Here is a 17,395-nt window from a genome sequence, read left to right as displayed (position 1 = left end):
AAATTTTTATGAGGTCAAACGGCGGCCGGAGCGTTCGCCGCCGGGCAGATATTTATTATCTGATCTACCTTTATCATACAGTATAAATGTTACACAAGTGTCCGGGGCAACCTGGTTTTGATAAAAAACAGGCTGAATTGTTACAAAGCTCGGACATTTCAAAAATTTCTTTGAGAAATGGCGGAAAAAGCGGGGCAGCACACGCCGCCCCGCTGATTTCAAAAGGTCATTCCGTTGTTCTAATCTGTTCAACAAGAGATTGCTTTTTCAAATTTCCAGTTGTATAGGAAATCAAGATAAACTGCACAATCAGTAAAATCGCTAAATATATCAATACAACCAGCCACGGGAATGAATAATAGAAGTACGGATTCATCGTTTTCACAACAGCCTGTACGCATAGGAAACCAAGTCCAGCCCCTAAAATCAACGTTACAAGCGTAGCAAAGACTGAATAAATCATTCCTTCATAACACAACATTCTGATAAGTTGTTTTTTGCTCAAACCAATCGCCTGCAACATCCCATTTTCCTGCCTTCGAGATAGGAAATTTGTAATTGTCGTATTAACAAGGTTAATTAAAGAAAAACACACGACAATAATCGCTACGATCAGCAATGCTCCAAAGGGAAGTTGTTGATTTCTACTATAATAACTTATACTTTCTTCTATGGTATCCATAACCAGATCGCCAGTTCCGTCTATCAGTTGATTTAATGAAGCTTCAATCGTATCAGATTTATCCGTTTCAGTTATTACCGATACAGCTCCAGAACAATCTATTTCGCACGCTTCATTCATAAGCTCCATCGGCATAGCAAAACACATATTAAACGCCGGGTGACTGAAATTGCTGACAATTCCCATAATCGTATAGTGATTGGTTATCGTCTGTCCTGACTTTGTTAGAAAATCAATCTCTACAACATTACCGAGTTGAGCGGATAACGATAAGTTTTCCGCTGTATGATTTATGAGAATTATGCCATTTTGTGATACCAATTCATCATAATCAACGGTTCCAGCAATTAAGTTTTCCTCCAATGCAGAAACATCTTCTTTGGCAAATCCGTAAATCCAGTCGTTATCATAACCATTTACACGATATTCTGCGTCCGTGTAGTACCAGCGCTTGGTTCCTGTAACGCCATCAATAGATTCTATTGCATTTACTAAATCGGTATTTAGCAAATCCTTTTGCTGTAATCCAGCCAAAGAAACATCGGCGGTGTCCCACGATTGATTTGCATTGAGTTGAATGTTAAATTCACCGACGGGAAAATCTCTATATCGTGCCTCTGCAACGCCATCATAAGAAATTAACATTGTCGAAATCAGTACGACTAATACTCCTCCAAGTGAAAGAGAAAGTATTGTTAAAATGGATTTTGTCTTTTGTCTGGACAGATTCATTTTAGCAAGTGACGCAGGTGTTATTTTACGGTGCAGCGCTGAACTTTCTTTAATCGTTCCTTTATAATCTGAATATCGAAGTGCTTCCATCGGAGATACTGACGCAGCTTTTTTTACAGGTGTACGAATTGAAATCATCACAATAATAAAAGCAAAAAATCCAACCCCGACCGTCACACATAAAGTAGTCAGCCAGTACCAGCCAGCGGGAACCAGAAAATAACCAATCACATTTCCAATAACCAAACCAATAGGAATAGCAATGGCAGCAAGTGATTTCCCCTCTCGATAAACAATCTTTTTGATTTGCCGTTTTGTTGTTCCGATAGTGCGAAGCTGCCCGTAATTACGGATATTGCTTGCTACTGAAATATAAAAAATCGAATAGATAACAATGCCGGAGCCAACGAAAGTTATAAAGCCGATCAAGAAATAGAACAGCATATCACTTCCACGATTTTCGTCCTTTAAGTTGAAATATGTGGAACGGACGATAATATTATCCTCGGAGATTTTTAATTGTTGTGCAAGGGTGTTTGCATAGCTGGCGGCTTCTTTTTCGCTCATATTTTGAGCATCCTTTAAGCCGATATAATAATCCATCACTGTATGATTTCCGTACTGCTGCTCTACCAGTTTTTTCGATATGATGGCTGTATAGCGCCCAATATCGCCTGTTTTCACATTTAAGATTCCCGTTAATTTGAAATCATGGGTAGTACCGTCGGAAAATGGAATTTTGATTGTCTGTCCCAATTCGTTTGAATAGCCCAAACTATCCAAAAAGGATTCCTGTACTAAAATTTCATCTTCCGCAGTTGGTAAGTTCCCTGAATAAGACATACTTTGCGATTTTAGCATCGCTGCATTTGCATAAGTAAAATTAACGGTTGAATGATTAACCTGTTCAGAAAATGCGTTAGAAAATTCCCCAACCCACGCAATTTTTTCTTGGCTATACAGCTCCTGTCCCTGTTGTTCAGAAATAGCGTGATATACAATCTGTGCTGTTTTTTTGTTGAGGTTTTGTGTTTGCTGCGGCACTCCAAACCCATAAAGGACAATGGCGGATAGTAATGCACTCGCAAGTGCAACTGTCAAAACAATAAATATATTTCTTTTTCGGTTTGCTGCTATATTTCTATTTGAAAGGCGCTTTACAACGGCACTGGTATCATTTTCAAAAGGCCATGTCATCGCCTGCCACCTCCTTACTCCACAATCTTTCCGTCCTCAATGCGGACAATCCGATCTGCAAGGCGGGCTATGTCGTTGTTGTGGGTAATCATTACAACAGTTTGCCGGAACTCCGCACTGGTGCGCTTGATAAGCCCCAGCACCTCGGCGCTGGTCTTGCTGTCAAGGTTGCCGGTCGGCTCGTCGGCCAGCACGATAGCCGGTTTGGTAATCAGGGCGCGGGCAATCGCCACACGCTGCTGCTGGCCGCCGGAAAGATTGTTCGGCATATTTTTCAGTTTATCTTCCAGCCCCAGCAGGTGAACGATCTCATCCAAAAACTTCTGATCCACCGTGTCCCCGTCCAGCTCCACCGGCAGGACGATGTTCTCATACACATTCAGGATGGGAACAAGGTTGTAGTTCTGGAAGATAAAGCCGATATTGCGGCGGCGGAAGATGGTGAGCTGTTCGTCGTTCATTTTCGACAGTTCTTTGTCTCGAACAATGACATTGCCGGAAGTAGGGGTGTCCAGCCCGCCCATCATGTGAAGCAGGGTGGACTTGCCGCTGCCGGAGGTTCCCACAACGGCCACAAACTCGCCGTCCTCCAGGTCGAAGTTCACACCGTCAAGGGCGCGGGTAATGTTTGGCTCTGTGCCGTAATACTTTTTCAGGTCGATGGTCTGTAAAATGCTCATACTCAAAACTCCTTTCAAGGCTTTCTGCCTGTTGATAAGGGTATTGTAAAACCCAAATGTCCGCAAAATGTTACAGCGGCCAAAAAATTTCATTGAAAATCGGGGTGAAATGTTACAACGCTCGGACATTTCAAAAAAAATTACGGCGGGCAGCCGGAAATGGCCGTCCGCCGCGTTCTATTTTATAGGCAGCATAATGGAAAATTCCGAACCCTTGCCCGGCTCCGAAACCACTTTGATATAGCCGCCCTGCCGCGTTACGATCTCGCGGGCCAGATACAGGCCAATGCCCACGCCCTGCTGTTCGTGGACTTCTTCCTCACGATAGAAACGCCGGAAGATGGCGGCCTGGTTGCTCTCGGAAATGCCCTTGCCGGTGTCGGCCACTTTGATCTCCACATACATTTCCCACAGCACCACCGACACCGTGATTCCCCCGCCCGCCGGGGTGTACTTCACCGCATTGTCCAGCAGGTTAAAGAGGGCTTCGGATGTCCACTTGCTGTCATGGGAAACGGTCAAATCCTCCGGGCAGTTCACGGATACGGCGATTTCCTTTTTCTCGGCTGCATACACGATCCCACTCATGGCCTGCGCCACGGTATCAAAGAGGCGGCCCGGTTTCTTATCCAACTGGATCACGCCCGTTTCCAGCCGGGAGGTTTTCACAAGGGCCTGAAAGAGAAAGTCCAGCTTATCCGTCTGGCTGCGGATTCCCCGGATAAAGTCGGTGCGCTCCGCCTCGGTCATGGGCTTTTCCAGCAGGGTGTCCGTCGCCATTTTCAGATTGCTTACCGGCGTTTTCACCTGATGGGAAATATCCGATACAAGGGTCTGTAATTCCTGCCGTTCCTCATCCACCCGGCGGCGGTTTTCCTGCATGATCTGATAAAGCCTTGCCAGCCGGTGTCCGATTCTGGCAAGCTGGGTTTCGCTGTCCTCTGGGCGCTGGGGCGCTTCATTCCCGGCGATCATGTGGTCTAAGGTCTGGCACAGATCAGCGGTGAACTGCGACAGCCGCTTTCCAAACGCCTGCGTCAGTACAAAAATCCCCACAAGGGCGCACAGCAGCAGCGCTCCGCCAGTCAACAGCACCGCCGTCTGTTTTGTCACAAGAAACAGGGCTATGGTGATCCCGGACATGGAGAGGACAAGCCCCAGTGCCACCCGGCCAAACAGCCGCTTTACCGAGAGGTTCTTAAACTTCATTTTGCCTCGCCTCCCGTCCATTGATAGCCCATGCCGTAGACGGTCTTGATGTAGGGCACTCCGCCGTCGGATTCGATCTTGCTGCGAATCCGGCTGATGGAGGTGGTCAGGGTGTGTTCGTCCACAAACTTCTCGTCTATATCCCACAGCTTTTCCAAAAGCTGCCCACGGGTCAGCACTTGCCGGGGATTTTTACGGAACAGGTTCATCATTTTGTATTCCATCGGGGATAGGGTCAGGGGCTTGCCATTTAAGGAAGCCGTCTGCTCCGAGAAGTCCAGAAACAGCCGCCCGTCGTTGTAAATGTCCTTGGCCGGTTTGTGGCGTTCCAGCATGGCAAACATAGCTTTGATTTTCCGCTGCAAGGCCCCGATCACAAAAGGCTTTGTGATGTAGTCCACCGCGCCCACCTCATAGCCCCGTATCTGATCGCTCTCCTGATCGTTGGCGGTCAGGAAAATCACAATGGTGTCCGGGTGCCGGGGCTTTATCAGCTTGCACAACTCAAAACCGTTCCCGTCCGGCAGGTTGATGTCCAGCAGCACCAGATTAAATTCCCGCTGGCGGATGGCTTCGGCTGCGGTTCTGGCATTTAGGGCAGAAGTCACGCCGTAGCCGTCTGCGGTCAGGTTATAGGCCAACATCTTATTCAAAAAACTGTCGTCCTCGACAATTAAAATCTGCTTCATATCCTCACTTCCTTTGCTTTTTGCAGATAGCATAACAGGCAAATGTCCGCGAAACGTTACAGCGGACAAAATATATCCCTGATTACACATTTTTTCTCTGCTTACCGCAAATTCGTAAAGGCAAACGGACAGCAGTTGCTGCCCTTGCGTTTTATTATAGCGAATAATGTATAAGCGTGGTGTTGTTCTATCCGGTGTGGTGTCTTTAACTATGGGAAACTCCGCGTTCCCACTTGGACACCGCCTGGCGGGATACGCCCAGATGCTCGGCCAGCTGTTCCTGTGATCGGCCGCTCCTTTTGCGGCAGGACTGTATGCGTTCTCCCAACGACATTGCATCGCCCTTCTTTCCGGATCCAGCGTACCAAAGCGTCCGGTTGCACGCTACCAAGCGTGGCCGGAAGATTCGCAACCGGCGGTTGCGGATGCGAATTCCTCGTAAGAATACAGCGCGTTGAGCACCGGCAGCAAGGCGTTGGCGCTCAGATGTTCCGGCAGCGCAAGCGACCGCAGCAGCGCCTGCCGCCGCTGGGTCGCCCCCGGCGCGCCGGAGAGCCCCAGAGCGAACAGATCGGCCTTGGTGATCTCCCGTCGAGGCTGCCTCCGCGCCTCCCCCTTCCCTTCCTCCAAAACGGTGGCGCCCGCCCGGCGCAGGGCCCGCTCCAGCACCTCGGGACGCATGCCCTCCACCCCGAGCTTGCCCGCCTTCCCCGGTGCGCGTTTGCGGCGTTCCTTGCCGTACTGGTCGGGGATATACGCGTGCTTGACCTGCCCGGCCGGGAGCGCGCCTTTCAAAAAATTGCGGATGACGAACCCCGCGCCGTCCGAGTCGGTGAGCACGATGATCCCCCGCTGCCCGGCCAGCCGGCGCAGCAGCGCCAGACGCTCCTCATCCTTGAAAATGCCGAAGCCCGACGTCTCCAAAATCACGCCGTCCACCAGCTGGGACAAGGTATTCTTATCATACCGGCCCTCCACCACGATGGCCTCTTTGATCTTCAGCACCGGCTACGCTCCTTTTTTGACCGCCAGCTCCATCAGCAGGGAGATCAGCAGCTCCTCCCCATCGGCGCCGGTGGATTTCATGGCCAGATCGGTCTCTCCGCAGCGGATCACCGCCCGGCGGCACCAGGGCAGGGAGAAGCGCCGGGCCGACTGCATCAGCTTTTCCGCCGGATAAGCCGAGCGCATGCCCCACAGCTCCATCAGGTAACTGGCCCCCTTCTTCTCCTCGATGGCCAGCCGGGCGGAATAGAGCTGCCGCAGCTGCCGGCCCAGCACCGCCAGCAGTTTGATCGGCGCCTCCTGCAGGTGCAGCAGGTCTCCCAGTACCGAGGCGGCCTTGTCGAAGTTCCCCGCAGCGATGGCGTCGGTCATCTGAAAGACCACCGCGTCCAGCTGTGGGGTAGCCACCGCGTCGATATCCGCCCGGGTGACCCGCCGCCCCCTGGCGTAAGCGCCCACCTTTCCGATCTCGGAGATCAGGGTATTCATCAGATCCCCGCACAGGAACAGGAGATACTTGGCGTCCTCGGTGCTGATGTCATGCTCCAGGGCCCGGAAGCGGCGGGAGATCCAGTCGATCAGATCCCCCTGCTCCTGCCGCTGGAAGCCTACCACGCTGCCCTTTTCCTTCAGCACGCCCGCCAGCTTGGTGCGGGCGTCGGCCTTGTATTCGATCAGGTCGTAGACGAAGACCAGGCAGACATACTCCGGCAGATCGCTCAGCAGGGCGGCCAGCGCTTCCTTGTCCCCCTTGTAAAGATCGTAGTCGCTGACCACGATCAGGGTGCGCCGGCTCATCATGGGCAGGCAGTCCACCAGCTGCTCCAGAACCTTCACGTCAAATTCCTTTCCGCTGAGCGTATGAAGATTGAACTCCTCCATTCCCGGCGGCAAAAGCTTCTGCTTCATCTCTCCCAGGTAATAATCCCGGAGATAGACCTCCTCCCCATGGAAGACGTAAAGGGAGCCCAGCGTCCCCTCCTTCAGGTCCTTTTTCAGCTTTTGATAGGCGGCCTTATCCGGCTTTCCTCTTGGCGGCATATCATTTTCTCCTTACTCTGCGGTAATGCGCACCGTTCCCATCCAGTCGGTGCGGTAGATCTCACACCCGGCGGCGGCCAGGCGCTCCAGCGTCTCGTCCGCCGGATGGCCATACGTATTGTATCCCACGGAGAGGACCGCGCGCTCCGGCGTCGTGGCCAGCAGCAGCTCCTCCGAGGTGGCGTATTTGGAGCCGTGGTGTCCCGCCACCAGTAGCTCAAGATCGGGCAGCGCCCCGTATTTGATCAGGCGGCGCTCCACCGCGGCGTTCATATCGCCGGTGATGAGGGCGTCGAACGCCCCCGCCGTACACAGCACGGACAATCCCTCCTCGTTGGCGCCCCCGTCGCCCAGCGGCGCGTAGACACGCAGGGACGCTCCGCCCAGGGTGACATGGGCGTCCTGTGTGAGATAGACAAGCTCCACCCCGTGCGCCTGCGCCGCCGCTTCGATCTCCCGGCGCAAAGGCTCCTCCGGCTCCACGTCGGGCAGGAGCAGGCGCTCCACCTCCAGCCGCTCCAGCAGCTGGGGCACGCCGCAGGCATGGTCCGTGTGATAGTGGGTGAGCACCAGCAGGTCCAGCCGGGCCGTCCCCAGGGATTGCAGGTAGTCCGCCGCCGTGTCGCCGGGATCGCTGAGGCCGCTGCCGCCGCAGTCCACCAGCGCACAGCGCCCCTGGGAGTAGAGGACCACGCTCTGCCCCTGCCCCACGTCCAGCACCGAGACGCTCAGGCGGCCGGAGGTACGGGAGGCTGCGGTAAGCAGCAGCGCCGCGCACAGGCAGAGCCCGCCTGCGCCCACCGGCAGCAGCATCCGCTTTTGTTCCCCCCGCCAGAACAGCCAGAGCAGCAGCAGGGCGTATCCCAGCAGCAGCCACAGCCGCAGGTAGATCGAGTCGGTCCCCACCGACGCGAAGGGGAGTCTGGAGAGCAGTTCGGCCATCTTCTGAAGATACCAGACCGGCAGCGCCGCCGCCCAGGCCGCCAGCGCCGCCGCCGCGGGAAACAGCAGCCCCAAAAGCGCCACGGCCAGGGCACCCAAAAACGCGCCGGATACCGCCCAGAGGGTAAGCAGATTGGTCACAGGGGCGATCAAAGAGAGCGAGCCGAAGTAGTACGCCGAGAGCGGCGTAGTGAACACGACGGCGCCCAGGGTGGTGGCCAGGCTGGCCGCGGCAAAGCGCAGCGCCTTGCCCCCCAGTCCCTTCCGCGGAAGCTTCCCGTCCCAACGCTCCCAGAGCCTGCCGGTAAACAGGCAGATGCCCGCCACGGCGGCGAAGGACAGCTGCAGGGATACGCTGGCCGCGGCGTAGGGGTTGTGCACCAACAGCAGCAGCAAAATGGCACACAGCGACGTAGGCGTGTCGTTCTCCCGGCCCAGCAGAGGGGCCAGCAGCAGCATAGACTGCATAAAGGCCGCCCGCAGCACCGAGGGGCTGTTTCCGGCCACCGCCGCAAAAAAGAAGACCAAAAGAATCCCCGCCACAGCGGAGTGCCTGCGCCGCCCCAGCAGGACGGCAAGCAGCCCGGACAGGACGGATACGTGCAATCCCGAGACCGCCACCACATGGGCAATGCCGGAACGGCGCAGCGCGGAGTACAGCGCCCCCGGCAGGCCGGAACGGTCGCCGGTGATCAGGGCGGCGGCCAGAGGCGCGGCGCTGTCCGGAAAACAGCGCCGGACGCTGTCCTTCAGGGCCTTGGCGATCCAGGCGGGCCAGTACCGGGGCGGGATCCGTTCCGGCCGGATTACGGCGGTCGCCCCGCCGTCGGCATAGGCGATGAGGGTGATCCCTCTGGCGTGGTAGTACTCGCTCTCCTCCCCGGCCACGGTATCCGCCAGCCGGAAGCGGCCGGAGAAGGTCAGCCGGTCTCCGGGACGCAGCGCGGGAAGGCTCCCGTCCTTCCCGGCAGCCAGGTAGAGCTGGGTCTTGACGCTTCCGCCCTCCTCCGGGCAGACCCGCACCGCCACTGAGCAGCCGTAGGCAGTTTCCCGGGGCCAGTCCGCTGCCACCGCTTCCACCGTCTCCTCGCTTCCCGCCAGGGCTTCGGCCCCCGTGTGAAACAGGGCGGTATAGGCGCACAGCCAGAGCAGTCCCGCCGACAGGCCCAGGGCGGTCAGAATGCAGCGCAGCCGTCCGTCCCCCCGGAAAAACATCCCCGCCAGCGCCCCCAGCCCGCAGCAAAGCCCCACTGGGAGCCAGAAACGCTCCGGGAGGAGAAACAACGCCGCAAAGACCGCCGCCGAAAAGGGCCCGGCGAAGGCACACAGCTTACGCATGGGGCGGCGAGGGATGGTCCGTGCGCCCCAGGATATAGTCGGTGCTGGTCTGATAGAAGTCGGCCAGTTTGAGCAGGGCCCACACTGGGATCTCCCGGATGCCCTTCTCATAGCGGCGGTAGACTTCCCGATTCAGATTCAGATATTGGGCGATTTCGATTTGGGTCTTGTCGTGGTCGACCCGCAGATCCTCCAGCCGTCCAAAATGCATAAGGCAACACCTCAAAGAAATGCTACTAAATTGTAGCATCCCTTCGTCGTTCTGCTACCATTTGAATGTAATTATACCTCATTTCACCCTGTTCTGCAATCCGGTACGGCAGATCCCCCGGTCTGAGCGCACGAAAGAGAGGCGGCATCCTCAAGACGCCGCCTCAGACTGTCGAAAAACCTTCCTGGAGAAGAGCCTCGCAGAGTTGAGTCGTCCGCAGACGATGGAAGGAAAGGAAACTCCGTCATTTCCGGCGACATGCGCGTCGGAAATGACACCTCTCATGACGGACAGGGCGACTTTTCTGCAAGAATCGAGTCCTGTCCGTCATGCATCCCTCTGTCGAAAAAGGCCAAAGGCCTTTTTCGACAGGCTGGAGGGGGCGTCCTCAAGACGCCGCCTCCGCTTTGCCCGCCCCGCTCTTTCCTTCCTTCAGCATCCCCCGGATATATTGGGGCACGGTTTCCCGGGAGATCCCCAATGCTGCGGACAGCTCGCCGTAGAGCAGCTCCTCCGCACGCTTGCGGTACTTTTCTTCCAGCTTCCCGGGGCGCTTTCCGCTCTCCCGGGCTGCCGCGTCTCTCCAATGAATGGTCTTTATGAGTTTGACCAAGTCGGCGGCATCGTGACTTTGGAAGGATGCCTGATACTGGCGGGAACGCAGCTGCAAATTGCCTGTTTCCACCCGTTCCGCCCGGATAGAAGGCATGGAGCGGATCAGGTCGTCCGCCTCCTCCTTGGTAAGCACTGGGCGCAGAAATACCCTGGTGTCCACCGGCGCGTAAATGACCTCTGTGCCGTACAGGGGCGCAAGGGTATAATACGTTTTGCTCTGCCCTTCCGGCACCCCCACTCCAATGACCCTGCACACGCCGCTGCCGCCGTAGACGATAAGCGCGCCGACGGGATAGGGCGCCGTTGTATTCATGCCAGATAATCCCCGCAGGGATAGGCGTTATATTGCCGGCGCAGCCTGAGCAGGATGGACCCGTCAGGCTGGGTGAGTTCCTCCTCTACCCTATATCGGATCTTGCGGCGATCCAGCCCCTGCCTGTAGGCCTCCGCCTCCCGTTTGACCAGGTTCACCGCCTCCTCATGGCTGACATCGTCCTTCAGGGCAAAATGGATCGTCTGCGCCAGGCAGGCATATTTGATTCGCTTCATGCAGGACACCTCCCTTTTGGTTTTCTTTATTTTAGCATTTTAAAAAATGTCCTTGCAAACAAAAATCTTCGAAAATTTCATTTTCGTGCACTTTGTCCAGCAATATCTCGCCTAAAAGTTGTTTATTTTACCCATATCCGCATTTTAGGGCCGTCCGTTCCGCCGCTTTCCGTCCGCTTGTGCCGCAGTCCCCACGCCCTGCCCGGGCAAGGGCCTTGGCAAAGCCGTCCTTTCGCCGGCGTGCTGGCCGGCGCTGCTCAGGGGGCAAGCGCCCCGGCGATGGGACGCATACCGGCGGGTCCCAACCATAAACCGGAACACACCCGGGGCACGCCCCGGGTGTGTTCCTTCCTCAATGATTCCCTTCCATGCCGCAGGGGAATGCGCACTCTGCGGCGCAGCGCTCTTTGGCGATCACCTCATAAAGCCGGTAGCCGCCGGCGAGGTGGCAGCAGTCCACGCCGTGCTGAGCCAAGATGCGGCAGGCCAGATAGCTTCGCAGGCCGCTTTGGCAGACCACATAGACCGGCTTGTCCCGCTCCAGCTCCTCCAGATGCTCCCGCAGCTCGTCCAATGGGAGATTGCGGAACCCCTCCAGGTGCCCACGGGCATATTCCGCCGGCGTCCGGGCGTCCAGCAGGATTGCCGAACCGTCCCGGGGGAGCGCGTCCGCTTCCTCCCAGTGGAACTGTTTGACGTTTCCCTGCGCAATGTTTTCGATCATAAAGCCGGCCATGTTCACCGGGTCCTTTGCCGAGGAATAGGGCGGCGCGTAAGCAAGATCCAGCTCCTTCAGCTGCACCCCATTCAGCCCGGCATACAGAGCGGACGCCAGCACGTCGATCCGCTTATCCACCCCCTCATAGCCCACGATCTGCGCGCCCAGCAGCCTGCAGCTTCCTTTCTCAAAAACCACCTTCATGGTCATGAGTCTGCCGCCCGGATAGTACGCGGCGTGGCTGGCCGGGGAGAGATAGATCTTATCGCAGTCGATCCCGGCCTTTTTCGCCGTGCGCTCGTTGATGCCGGTGGTGGCCACCGTCATATCGAACACCTTGATGACCGAGGAGCCCTGGGAGCCGCCGTAAACGCTGTGCCCGCCGCAGATATTGTCCGCGGCGATGCGTCCCTGCTTGTTGGCCGGGCCCGCCAGGGAGATCAGCGTCTGTTCCCCGGTGACGCAGTGCTTAACCTCTACCGCGTCGCCCACGGCATAGATGTCCGGCTCAGAGGTCTCCATCCGGTCGTTCACCACGATGCTGTCCTTGACGCCCAGCTCCAGGCCCGCTTCCTTGGCAATGCGGGTATCCGGAGTAACGCCGATGGCCAAGATCACCAGATCGGCCTTCAGCGCCGCTTCTCCCTTGAGCAGTACCTTCACGCCGTTACGATCCGCCTCGAATCCCGCGACGGAATGGCCCAGCATCAGCTTAACGCCCTCCTGCCGCATCTTGGCGTGGACAAAGGCCGCCATATCATAGTCCAGGGGGTTGAGCAGCTGCTGGGGCCGCTGAACGATGGTCACGTCCATTCCAAGCCCGCGCAGGTTTTCCGCCAGCTCCAGGCCGATATATCCGCCGCCCGCCAGGACTGCGGAGCGGGGCTTCTCCCGCTCCACGAACGCCCGGATGCGCAGAGTGTCCTCCACGGTCCGCAGCGTAAAGAGCCTGTCCAGTCCCACACCGGGCAGCTCCGGCTGGGTGGGGCGGGCCCCGGGCGACAGGAGGAGCTTATCATAGCGTTCTTCAAAAACTCTTCCGGTCTCCAGATCACGCACCGCAACGCTCTTTCGCTGCGGATGCAGCGCGGTCACCTCATGCCGTACCCGCATGTCGACCCGGAACCGCTGCCAAAAGCGCTCCGGCGTCTGGAGCGTCAGCTCCTCCGGGTCCGTTATGACGCCGCCGATGTAGTAGGGCAGGCCGCAGTTGGCATAGGAAACGAAGCCAGAGCGCTCAAAAACAACGATCTGCGCGTTCTCATCCAATCTGCGGATACGGGCTGCGGCCGTCGCTCCTCCGGCAACCCCGCCAACAATGACAACCTTCATTCTCGTTTCCTTTCTTCGGCAACGCTTCCTTCTCACCGAATTTTATTGATCGCTTTCCGCCCCGCGTCCCGGGCCGCTTGTTCCGCGGAATGCGGAAACCGCCGGTCCGGCCGCGCCCAACCGTACCGTAATCTTACGTTATTTCCCCGGAAAACCGAACTTCACCGTCCGCTTTTCGGGGGACCGCGGCGGACTTGAAGCAGAGGGTCTCCGCTCCTGCCCCGCAGCCAATCCGGGGGCTCCGGAACGCCGGTCATACCGTCCGTGGCATCCGGCAGCGGCGCTGTTCCCGCCCCATCAATAATTTTCTTTGTGCAGCTCAAAGTAGCTCTGCGGGTGTTTGCATACGGGGCAGACAAAATCGGCTGGCAGGGGGCCTTCGTGGATGTAACCACAGACAGAGCAGTTCCATTTTTCCATGTTCCTTTCCTCCTATTATAATATGTTTAGGGTTAAGGCACGGCAGCCAGCCGTGTCTTTTTCCATATCATTGCCTAAGCTACAATAAGGGGAGCAACTGGCTGACCAATCCCTCCTTGGGCTTTCATGTCCGATATTAAGACTGTCAGCCATCCCCTTATTGCGGCGTTCGATTTGAGCAGGTTGAGCCATAGAGTTCGCGTCACCCAATAGATTGAATCGGCAATGAGAAAAAGATGGATTCCGGTTGCAAATTCGTATTGGAGGTAGATACATGAACTCTATTGGCATTGACATTTCCAAAGGAAGAAGTATGGTGGCCGCCATGCGCCCCTTTGGAGAAGTTGTCATCTCACCCTTTGAAGTACATCACACCGACAGTGAACTGAGTGAGCTGGCAAAACTGCTCAAAAGCCTGGACGGTGAGACTCGTGTGGTCATGGAGTCCACTGGGAACTACCATGCGCCGGTAGCGCAGCTGCTCCATGATGCTGGACTATATGTTTCCGTTGTCAATGCAAAGCTGGTGCACAGCTACGGGAACAACGATTTGAGGCGTGTCAAGACCGACCGGAAGGACGCCGTAAAGCTGGCGAACTATGGCCTTGACCGCTGGCTTACCTTGCCAAGATATATTCCGGAGGAAAACACTCGGCTGTTGCTGAAAAATTGCTACCGTCAGTACCGGCAGTATTCCAAGGTACAGACTGTTCTGAAGAACAATTTGATTTCCTTGTTGGACACGGTTTTCCCAAATGCAAACCGCCTGTTCAACAGCCCTGCTCGCGCCGATGGAAGCGAGAAGTGGGTAGATTTCGTAGCGGAGTTTTGGCATTGCAAGTGCGTTTGCGAGCGCTCCGAAAAGGCATTCGTGAACAAGTACCAGCGGTGGTGCCGAAAGCATGGGTACAACTTCAGCGAGGATAAAGCACACGCCATTTACGATGAAGCCAGCGGGCATATTGGCGTCATGCCGAAGGCTGAAACCACGAAGCTGCTTGTGGAGCAGGCTGTATCTCAACTCAGAACCACTTCGGCTGCGCTTGCTGCTCTCAAACAGGAAATGCACTCTCTGGCCTCTCAACTGCCGGAATATCCTGTTGTCATGGAGATGTTTGGTATTGGGCCGACTCTCGGCCCACAGCTTATGGCCGAGATTGGCGACGTGCGCCGTTTTTACTCTAAGAAAGCCCTTGTGGCTTACGCCGGCATCGATGCCCCGCCCAACGACTCCGGCGATGTAATCGGCAGGCACAAGAGCATGAGCAAGGTCGGTGCATCATCTCTGCGCCGGACCCTATTCCTTGTCATGAGCATCTATTTGCAGACATCACCACCGGATGAACCGATCTACCAGTTCATGGATAGAAAGCGAACCGAGGGCAAGCCCTACCGCGTCTACATGATGGCATCTGCGAACAAATTCCTGCGGATCTACTACGCTACTGTGAAAGCTTACTTAGAATCTTTAGAACAGATCTGACCTTATCATATCGCTCTGGTTGGCCGCCGTTTCATTTTGAGATGCGCAGCGGCCTGATTAGGCGCGCCATTTTTCTATTTTCAGTATTTTGATTTTCCCCCCTTGACAAAACTTAGCAGGTCTTATTATGAGTTTTATGATCTGAAACTGGATACTTGCTGTCTTGAAACGCATGTGACCACCCTATTGCACCGGAAGGTGCGTCCCTCGGGCCTGCCGCCGCAGGGGCTAACTGAATTATAGCCCCTCCTTTTTGAACAATCAACCGCAAGTGGTACTTTTCTCCGAGCGTTCTTTAATTTGGTCTCCTTTGCAGTGCTTTCTGTGGAGGGGCGGGCTCTGCGCCGGTCACGGCGGCGCGGCAATATAGACAAAGCGCCAGGGAAGCGTACCCCCTCTGCCGTCCTTTTACCCTTTTTTGCAGCTGTATTTTTTCAATTTATAAATCCGAGCTGCATTCCCCTCCCAGGCGATGCAGTTCCGATTTATCTGAGATAGTCCAATAGGTGGGCGCTCCGCCCCGTGTCCTGCTCCCGGAGATACAGGCGTTTTTCGAGAGCGAGGAAGGGCAGCGGGAGTTTGCCGAGTGGAAAGCACAACAGGAAAAGTACAAGACAAAACAGGACTAACACACAAGGCGGGAGCATCTTAGCTGATGCTCTCGCCTCTTGCTATACAAAATGTTCTATGCCATAATTAAAAAAACTTTTTGGAATTGGGCAAATATTTCCCTCAAAACCTTGTCTTAATAGATGAAGGGCCTTCAAAATCACAGAGAAGAGAGGAGGATATGGATGGAGGATGCTCAAATCATCGAGTTATATTGGCAGAGAAATGAGCAGGCTATTGCTGAAACAGCCTCCAAATATGGGACATTTTGTTTTGGCGTCGCAAAGAATATCTTATCCATTCATGAGGATGCCGAGGAATGCGTGAATGATACCTACCATCAAGTATGGAATGCAATCCCACCCCAACGTCCTCTCAAATTCAAACCGTGGCTTGGTAAAATCGTTCGCAACATCGCACTCAATCTATGGAACAAAAATCATACGCAGAAACGATATGCGGGTATGATGGAGCTTTTGAGTGAGTTGGAGGACTGCATTCCATCCTCTCAAACTGTCGGGCAGGAGATCGAAGAAAAAGAATTGACCGAACATATCGATCGCTGGCTGCGCTCCCTGGATCAGGCAGATCGTATTATGTTTGTGCGCCGTTACTGGAATGGTGTGGCGCTCCGTGATCTAGTAAACGAACAGGGCATAACGCCCGAAAAGATGTCCCAGCGTATGTATCGGCTCCGTATTGGCCTCAAAACTGCTTTGGAAAAGGAGGGTATCCATTTATGAGCGAGAATAAATCAAAAAAGCTGTTTAACATCGTGACAAATATCAGCGATAACATTATTGAAGAAGCGCAGTCTGCCACAGTACAGAGGAAATCAGCCAAACGGATAAAATGGGCTTTGGTGGCTGCTTGCTTATGTATAGCCTTAGTAGGGTCATTTTTTAATATACCCAATCCTGCTAACGCCTTTGTTGTGAAAGCATATGCGCTTGGCGAGATGGATGATGGTACAATCAAATTGATTGAGACGGACTTAATAAACCAGTCAGATGTATGGGGTGGACATTTTGACGGTGATAATTTTTATGTAAGTGTCGGCCTCAGATATGAGGGACACAATATTGAGAGCGTCGAGTTTACCACAGAAGAAGGTTTTTTTGCCAAACAATACATTGACAAACTTGCGATTGGCGAAAATGTTTCCAAGATGTATGTGGGGGCGGACAACAGACTGGTGATGTACGGAACGGAATTTGACATTGTTGGCAATACGCTTACACTCAATGACGAAACCATGACCGATGATTTGCTGTTGTTCTGGGGCACAAATGCGAAGGACATGAGTGAGGTCCCTCAAAATGTTGAAATCAGCGCCATTGCTACTTTTCAGGACGGACGGACCCAGGAAAGTACGGTTTCCGTTGATCTGTCAGGCGTGGGAGTATATTCCGCCACCGTCAGCGAAGAAGACCTGCAGCAGCATGAAGCTGAAATGGACTACTATATGAATCTGCCCTTGGAGCAATGTGAGCTGGTGGAGGAAAGCGTTGAGACGGTGACGGATGTTTATAAGGTTAAACTCGAAACCAGCACCTCTTGGATTACCATTCAAGATGAAATGAAATTTGATGAGGATGGCATCTGGAGAGGCGGAACTCGTGGAGATTTCACTGCTAATGGGTACGAGGTGTATATCCCCGTGATTAAGCGCGATCACAACGGTGTGTACACAGGAATGCTCTATAAAGTACCAAAGAGTATACAATATAATCGAGAATAACAGAATAATTGCCAAAAAAGCAAGGGCGGGATACTAATCTCCGCCCTTACTTTATATAATATTCTCAATAGAAATGGAGACCGCCGAAAATTCTGTGTAATCGACGTTCCCCGACAGTATGAAAATCTTCGACTGAGTCAAGAATGAGATCAAACATTCAAGACGAAGGAGACGAAGATTATGCAGTCAGTACCACAGGATT

The 17,395-nt window shown here is 54.5% G+C and carries 16 protein-coding genes; 3 read left to right on the top strand and 13 right to left on the bottom strand.

Annotation, left to right across the window (positions count from 1 at the left end; all coding sequences use genetic code 11):
* Positions 1-226: 226 nt before the first annotated feature.
* From NE547_RS03730 to NE547_RS03670, 13 genes are all read right to left on the bottom strand, one after another.
* Entirely contained in the window at positions 227-2,611 is a 2,385-nt protein-coding gene (locus tag NE547_RS03730; protein WP_256174797.1) for an ABC transporter permease, read from the bottom strand.
* 14 nt (positions 2,612-2,625) lie between these two features.
* Positions 2,626-3,291 (bottom strand): ABC transporter ATP-binding protein, encoded by a 666-nt coding sequence (locus NE547_RS03725; protein WP_186907589.1) that lies wholly within the window; start codon positions 3,289-3,291, stop codon positions 2,626-2,628.
* 177 nt (positions 3,292-3,468) lie between these two features.
* A complete protein-coding gene (locus tag NE547_RS03720; protein ID WP_256174796.1) occupies positions 3,469-4,500 on the bottom strand; it encodes a sensor histidine kinase KdpD in 1,032 nt (343 codons plus the stop codon).
* Positions 4,497-5,189, bottom strand: a complete 693-nt coding sequence (locus tag NE547_RS03715) for a response regulator transcription factor (protein ID WP_186907587.1) — start codon at positions 5,187-5,189, stop codon at positions 4,497-4,499. Before NE547_RS03715 ends, NE547_RS03720 begins: the two co-directional genes overlap by 4 nt.
* A gap of 205 nt (positions 5,190-5,394) precedes the next feature.
* Positions 5,395-5,523, bottom strand: a complete 129-nt coding sequence (locus NE547_RS03710) for a helix-turn-helix transcriptional regulator (protein ID WP_186907586.1) — start codon at positions 5,521-5,523, stop codon at positions 5,395-5,397.
* A gap of 50 nt (positions 5,524-5,573) precedes the next feature.
* Positions 5,574-6,194: a toprim domain-containing protein gene (locus NE547_RS03705; protein ID WP_186907585.1), complete on the bottom strand. Its 621-nt coding sequence runs from the start codon at positions 6,192-6,194 to the stop codon at positions 5,574-5,576.
* Between the two features lie 3 nt (positions 6,195-6,197).
* Positions 6,198-7,235 (bottom strand): DNA polymerase III subunit delta, encoded by a 1,038-nt coding sequence (gene holA / locus NE547_RS03700; protein WP_186907584.1) that lies wholly within the window; start codon positions 7,233-7,235, stop codon positions 6,198-6,200.
* A gap of 12 nt (positions 7,236-7,247) precedes the next feature.
* Positions 7,248-9,515 (bottom strand): DNA internalization-related competence protein ComEC/Rec2, encoded by a 2,268-nt coding sequence (locus NE547_RS03695; protein ID WP_256174795.1) that lies wholly within the window; start codon positions 9,513-9,515, stop codon positions 7,248-7,250.
* Positions 9,508-9,726: a helix-turn-helix domain-containing protein gene (locus NE547_RS03690; protein ID WP_186907583.1), complete on the bottom strand. Its 219-nt coding sequence runs from the start codon at positions 9,724-9,726 to the stop codon at positions 9,508-9,510. Before NE547_RS03690 ends, NE547_RS03695 begins: the two co-directional genes overlap by 8 nt.
* Positions 9,727-10,114: 388 nt before the next feature.
* Positions 10,115-10,654 (bottom strand): CarD family transcriptional regulator, encoded by a 540-nt coding sequence (locus tag NE547_RS03685; RefSeq protein WP_256174794.1) that lies wholly within the window; start codon positions 10,652-10,654, stop codon positions 10,115-10,117.
* Positions 10,651-10,890, bottom strand: coding sequence for a hypothetical protein (locus NE547_RS03680; protein WP_186907581.1), 240 nt, complete (start codon positions 10,888-10,890; stop codon positions 10,651-10,653). The genes NE547_RS03685 and NE547_RS03680 overlap by 4 nt, the downstream gene beginning before the upstream one ends.
* A 352-nt stretch (positions 10,891-11,242) precedes the next feature.
* Positions 11,243-12,940 (bottom strand): FAD-dependent oxidoreductase, encoded by a 1,698-nt coding sequence (locus NE547_RS03675; protein ID WP_256174793.1) that lies wholly within the window; start codon positions 12,938-12,940, stop codon positions 11,243-11,245.
* 297 nt (positions 12,941-13,237) lie between these two features.
* Complete coding sequence (locus NE547_RS03670) at positions 13,238-13,360, bottom strand: rubredoxin-like domain-containing protein (RefSeq protein WP_305148444.1); 123 nt, start codon at positions 13,358-13,360, stop codon at positions 13,238-13,240.
* Positions 13,361-13,634: 274 nt separating this feature from the next.
* Here NE547_RS03670 and NE547_RS03665 point away from each other — a divergent pair, with 274 nt between their 5' ends.
* From NE547_RS03665 to NE547_RS03655, 3 genes are all read left to right on the top strand, one after another.
* Positions 13,635-14,843 (top strand): IS110 family transposase, encoded by a 1,209-nt coding sequence (locus tag NE547_RS03665; protein WP_256174792.1) that lies wholly within the window; start codon positions 13,635-13,637, stop codon positions 14,841-14,843.
* Positions 14,844-15,637: 794 nt separating this feature from the next.
* On the top strand, positions 15,638-16,195 hold the full coding sequence (locus NE547_RS03660; protein ID WP_256174791.1) for a sigma-70 family RNA polymerase sigma factor: 558 nt from the start codon (positions 15,638-15,640) through the stop codon (positions 16,193-16,195).
* Positions 16,192-17,193: a hypothetical protein gene (locus NE547_RS03655; RefSeq protein ID WP_256174790.1), complete on the top strand. Its 1,002-nt coding sequence runs from the start codon at positions 16,192-16,194 to the stop codon at positions 17,191-17,193. The genes NE547_RS03660 and NE547_RS03655 overlap by 4 nt, the downstream gene beginning before the upstream one ends.
* Positions 17,194-17,395 lie beyond the last annotated feature (202 nt).

The sequence above is a fragment of the Flavonifractor sp. DFI.6.63 genome, from assembly GCF_024462255.1.
In the GTDB taxonomy this organism is placed as follows: domain Bacteria; phylum Bacillota; class Clostridia; order Oscillospirales; family Oscillospiraceae; genus Lawsonibacter_A; species Lawsonibacter_A hominis.
This window is presented reverse-complemented; position numbering and strand designations above follow the sequence as displayed.

What these genes read in the sequence shown, in the direction of transcription:
- NE547_RS03730 (WP_256174797.1), bottom strand. Translation starts at nt 2,611, where the DNA reads ATGACATGGCCTTTTGAAAATGATACCAGTGCCGTTGTAAAGCGCCTT.
- NE547_RS03725 (WP_186907589.1), bottom strand. Translation starts at nt 3,291, where the DNA reads ATGAGCATTTTACAGACCATCGACCTGAAAAAGTATTACGGCACAGAG.
- NE547_RS03720 (WP_256174796.1), bottom strand. Translation starts at nt 4,500, where the DNA reads ATGAAGTTTAAGAACCTCTCGGTAAAGCGGCTGTTTGGCCGGGTGGCA.
- NE547_RS03715 (WP_186907587.1), bottom strand. Translation starts at nt 5,189, where the DNA reads ATGAAGCAGATTTTAATTGTCGAGGACGACAGTTTTTTGAATAAGATG.
- NE547_RS03710 (WP_186907586.1), bottom strand. Translation starts at nt 5,523, where the DNA reads ATGTCGTTGGGAGAACGCATACAGTCCTGCCGCAAAAGGAGCGGCCGA.
- holA (WP_186907584.1), bottom strand. Translation starts at nt 7,235, where the DNA reads ATGCCGCCAAGAGGAAAGCCGGATAAGGCCGCCTATCAAAAGCTGAAA.
- NE547_RS03695 (WP_256174795.1), bottom strand. Translation starts at nt 9,515, where the DNA reads ATGCGTAAGCTGTGTGCCTTCGCCGGGCCCTTTTCGGCGGCGGTCTTT.
- NE547_RS03690 (WP_186907583.1), bottom strand. Translation starts at nt 9,726, where the DNA reads ATGCATTTTGGACGGCTGGAGGATCTGCGGGTCGACCACGACAAGACC.
- NE547_RS03685 (WP_256174794.1), bottom strand. Translation starts at nt 10,654, where the DNA reads ATGAATACAACGGCGCCCTATCCCGTCGGCGCGCTTATCGTCTACGGC.
- NE547_RS03680 (WP_186907581.1), bottom strand. Translation starts at nt 10,890, where the DNA reads ATGAAGCGAATCAAATATGCCTGCCTGGCGCAGACGATCCATTTTGCC.
- NE547_RS03675 (WP_256174793.1), bottom strand. Translation starts at nt 12,940, where the DNA reads ATGAAGGTTGTCATTGTTGGCGGGGTTGCCGGAGGAGCGACGGCCGCA.
- NE547_RS03670 (WP_305148444.1), bottom strand. Translation starts at nt 13,360, where the DNA reads ATGGAAAAATGGAACTGCTCTGTCTGTGGTTACATCCACGAAGGCCCC.
- NE547_RS03665 (WP_256174792.1), top strand. Translation starts at nt 13,635, where the DNA reads ATGAACTCTATTGGCATTGACATTTCCAAAGGAAGAAGTATGGTGGCC.
- NE547_RS03660 (WP_256174791.1), top strand. Translation starts at nt 15,638, where the DNA reads ATGGAGGATGCTCAAATCATCGAGTTATATTGGCAGAGAAATGAGCAG.
- NE547_RS03655 (WP_256174790.1), top strand. Translation starts at nt 16,192, where the DNA reads ATGAGCGAGAATAAATCAAAAAAGCTGTTTAACATCGTGACAAATATC.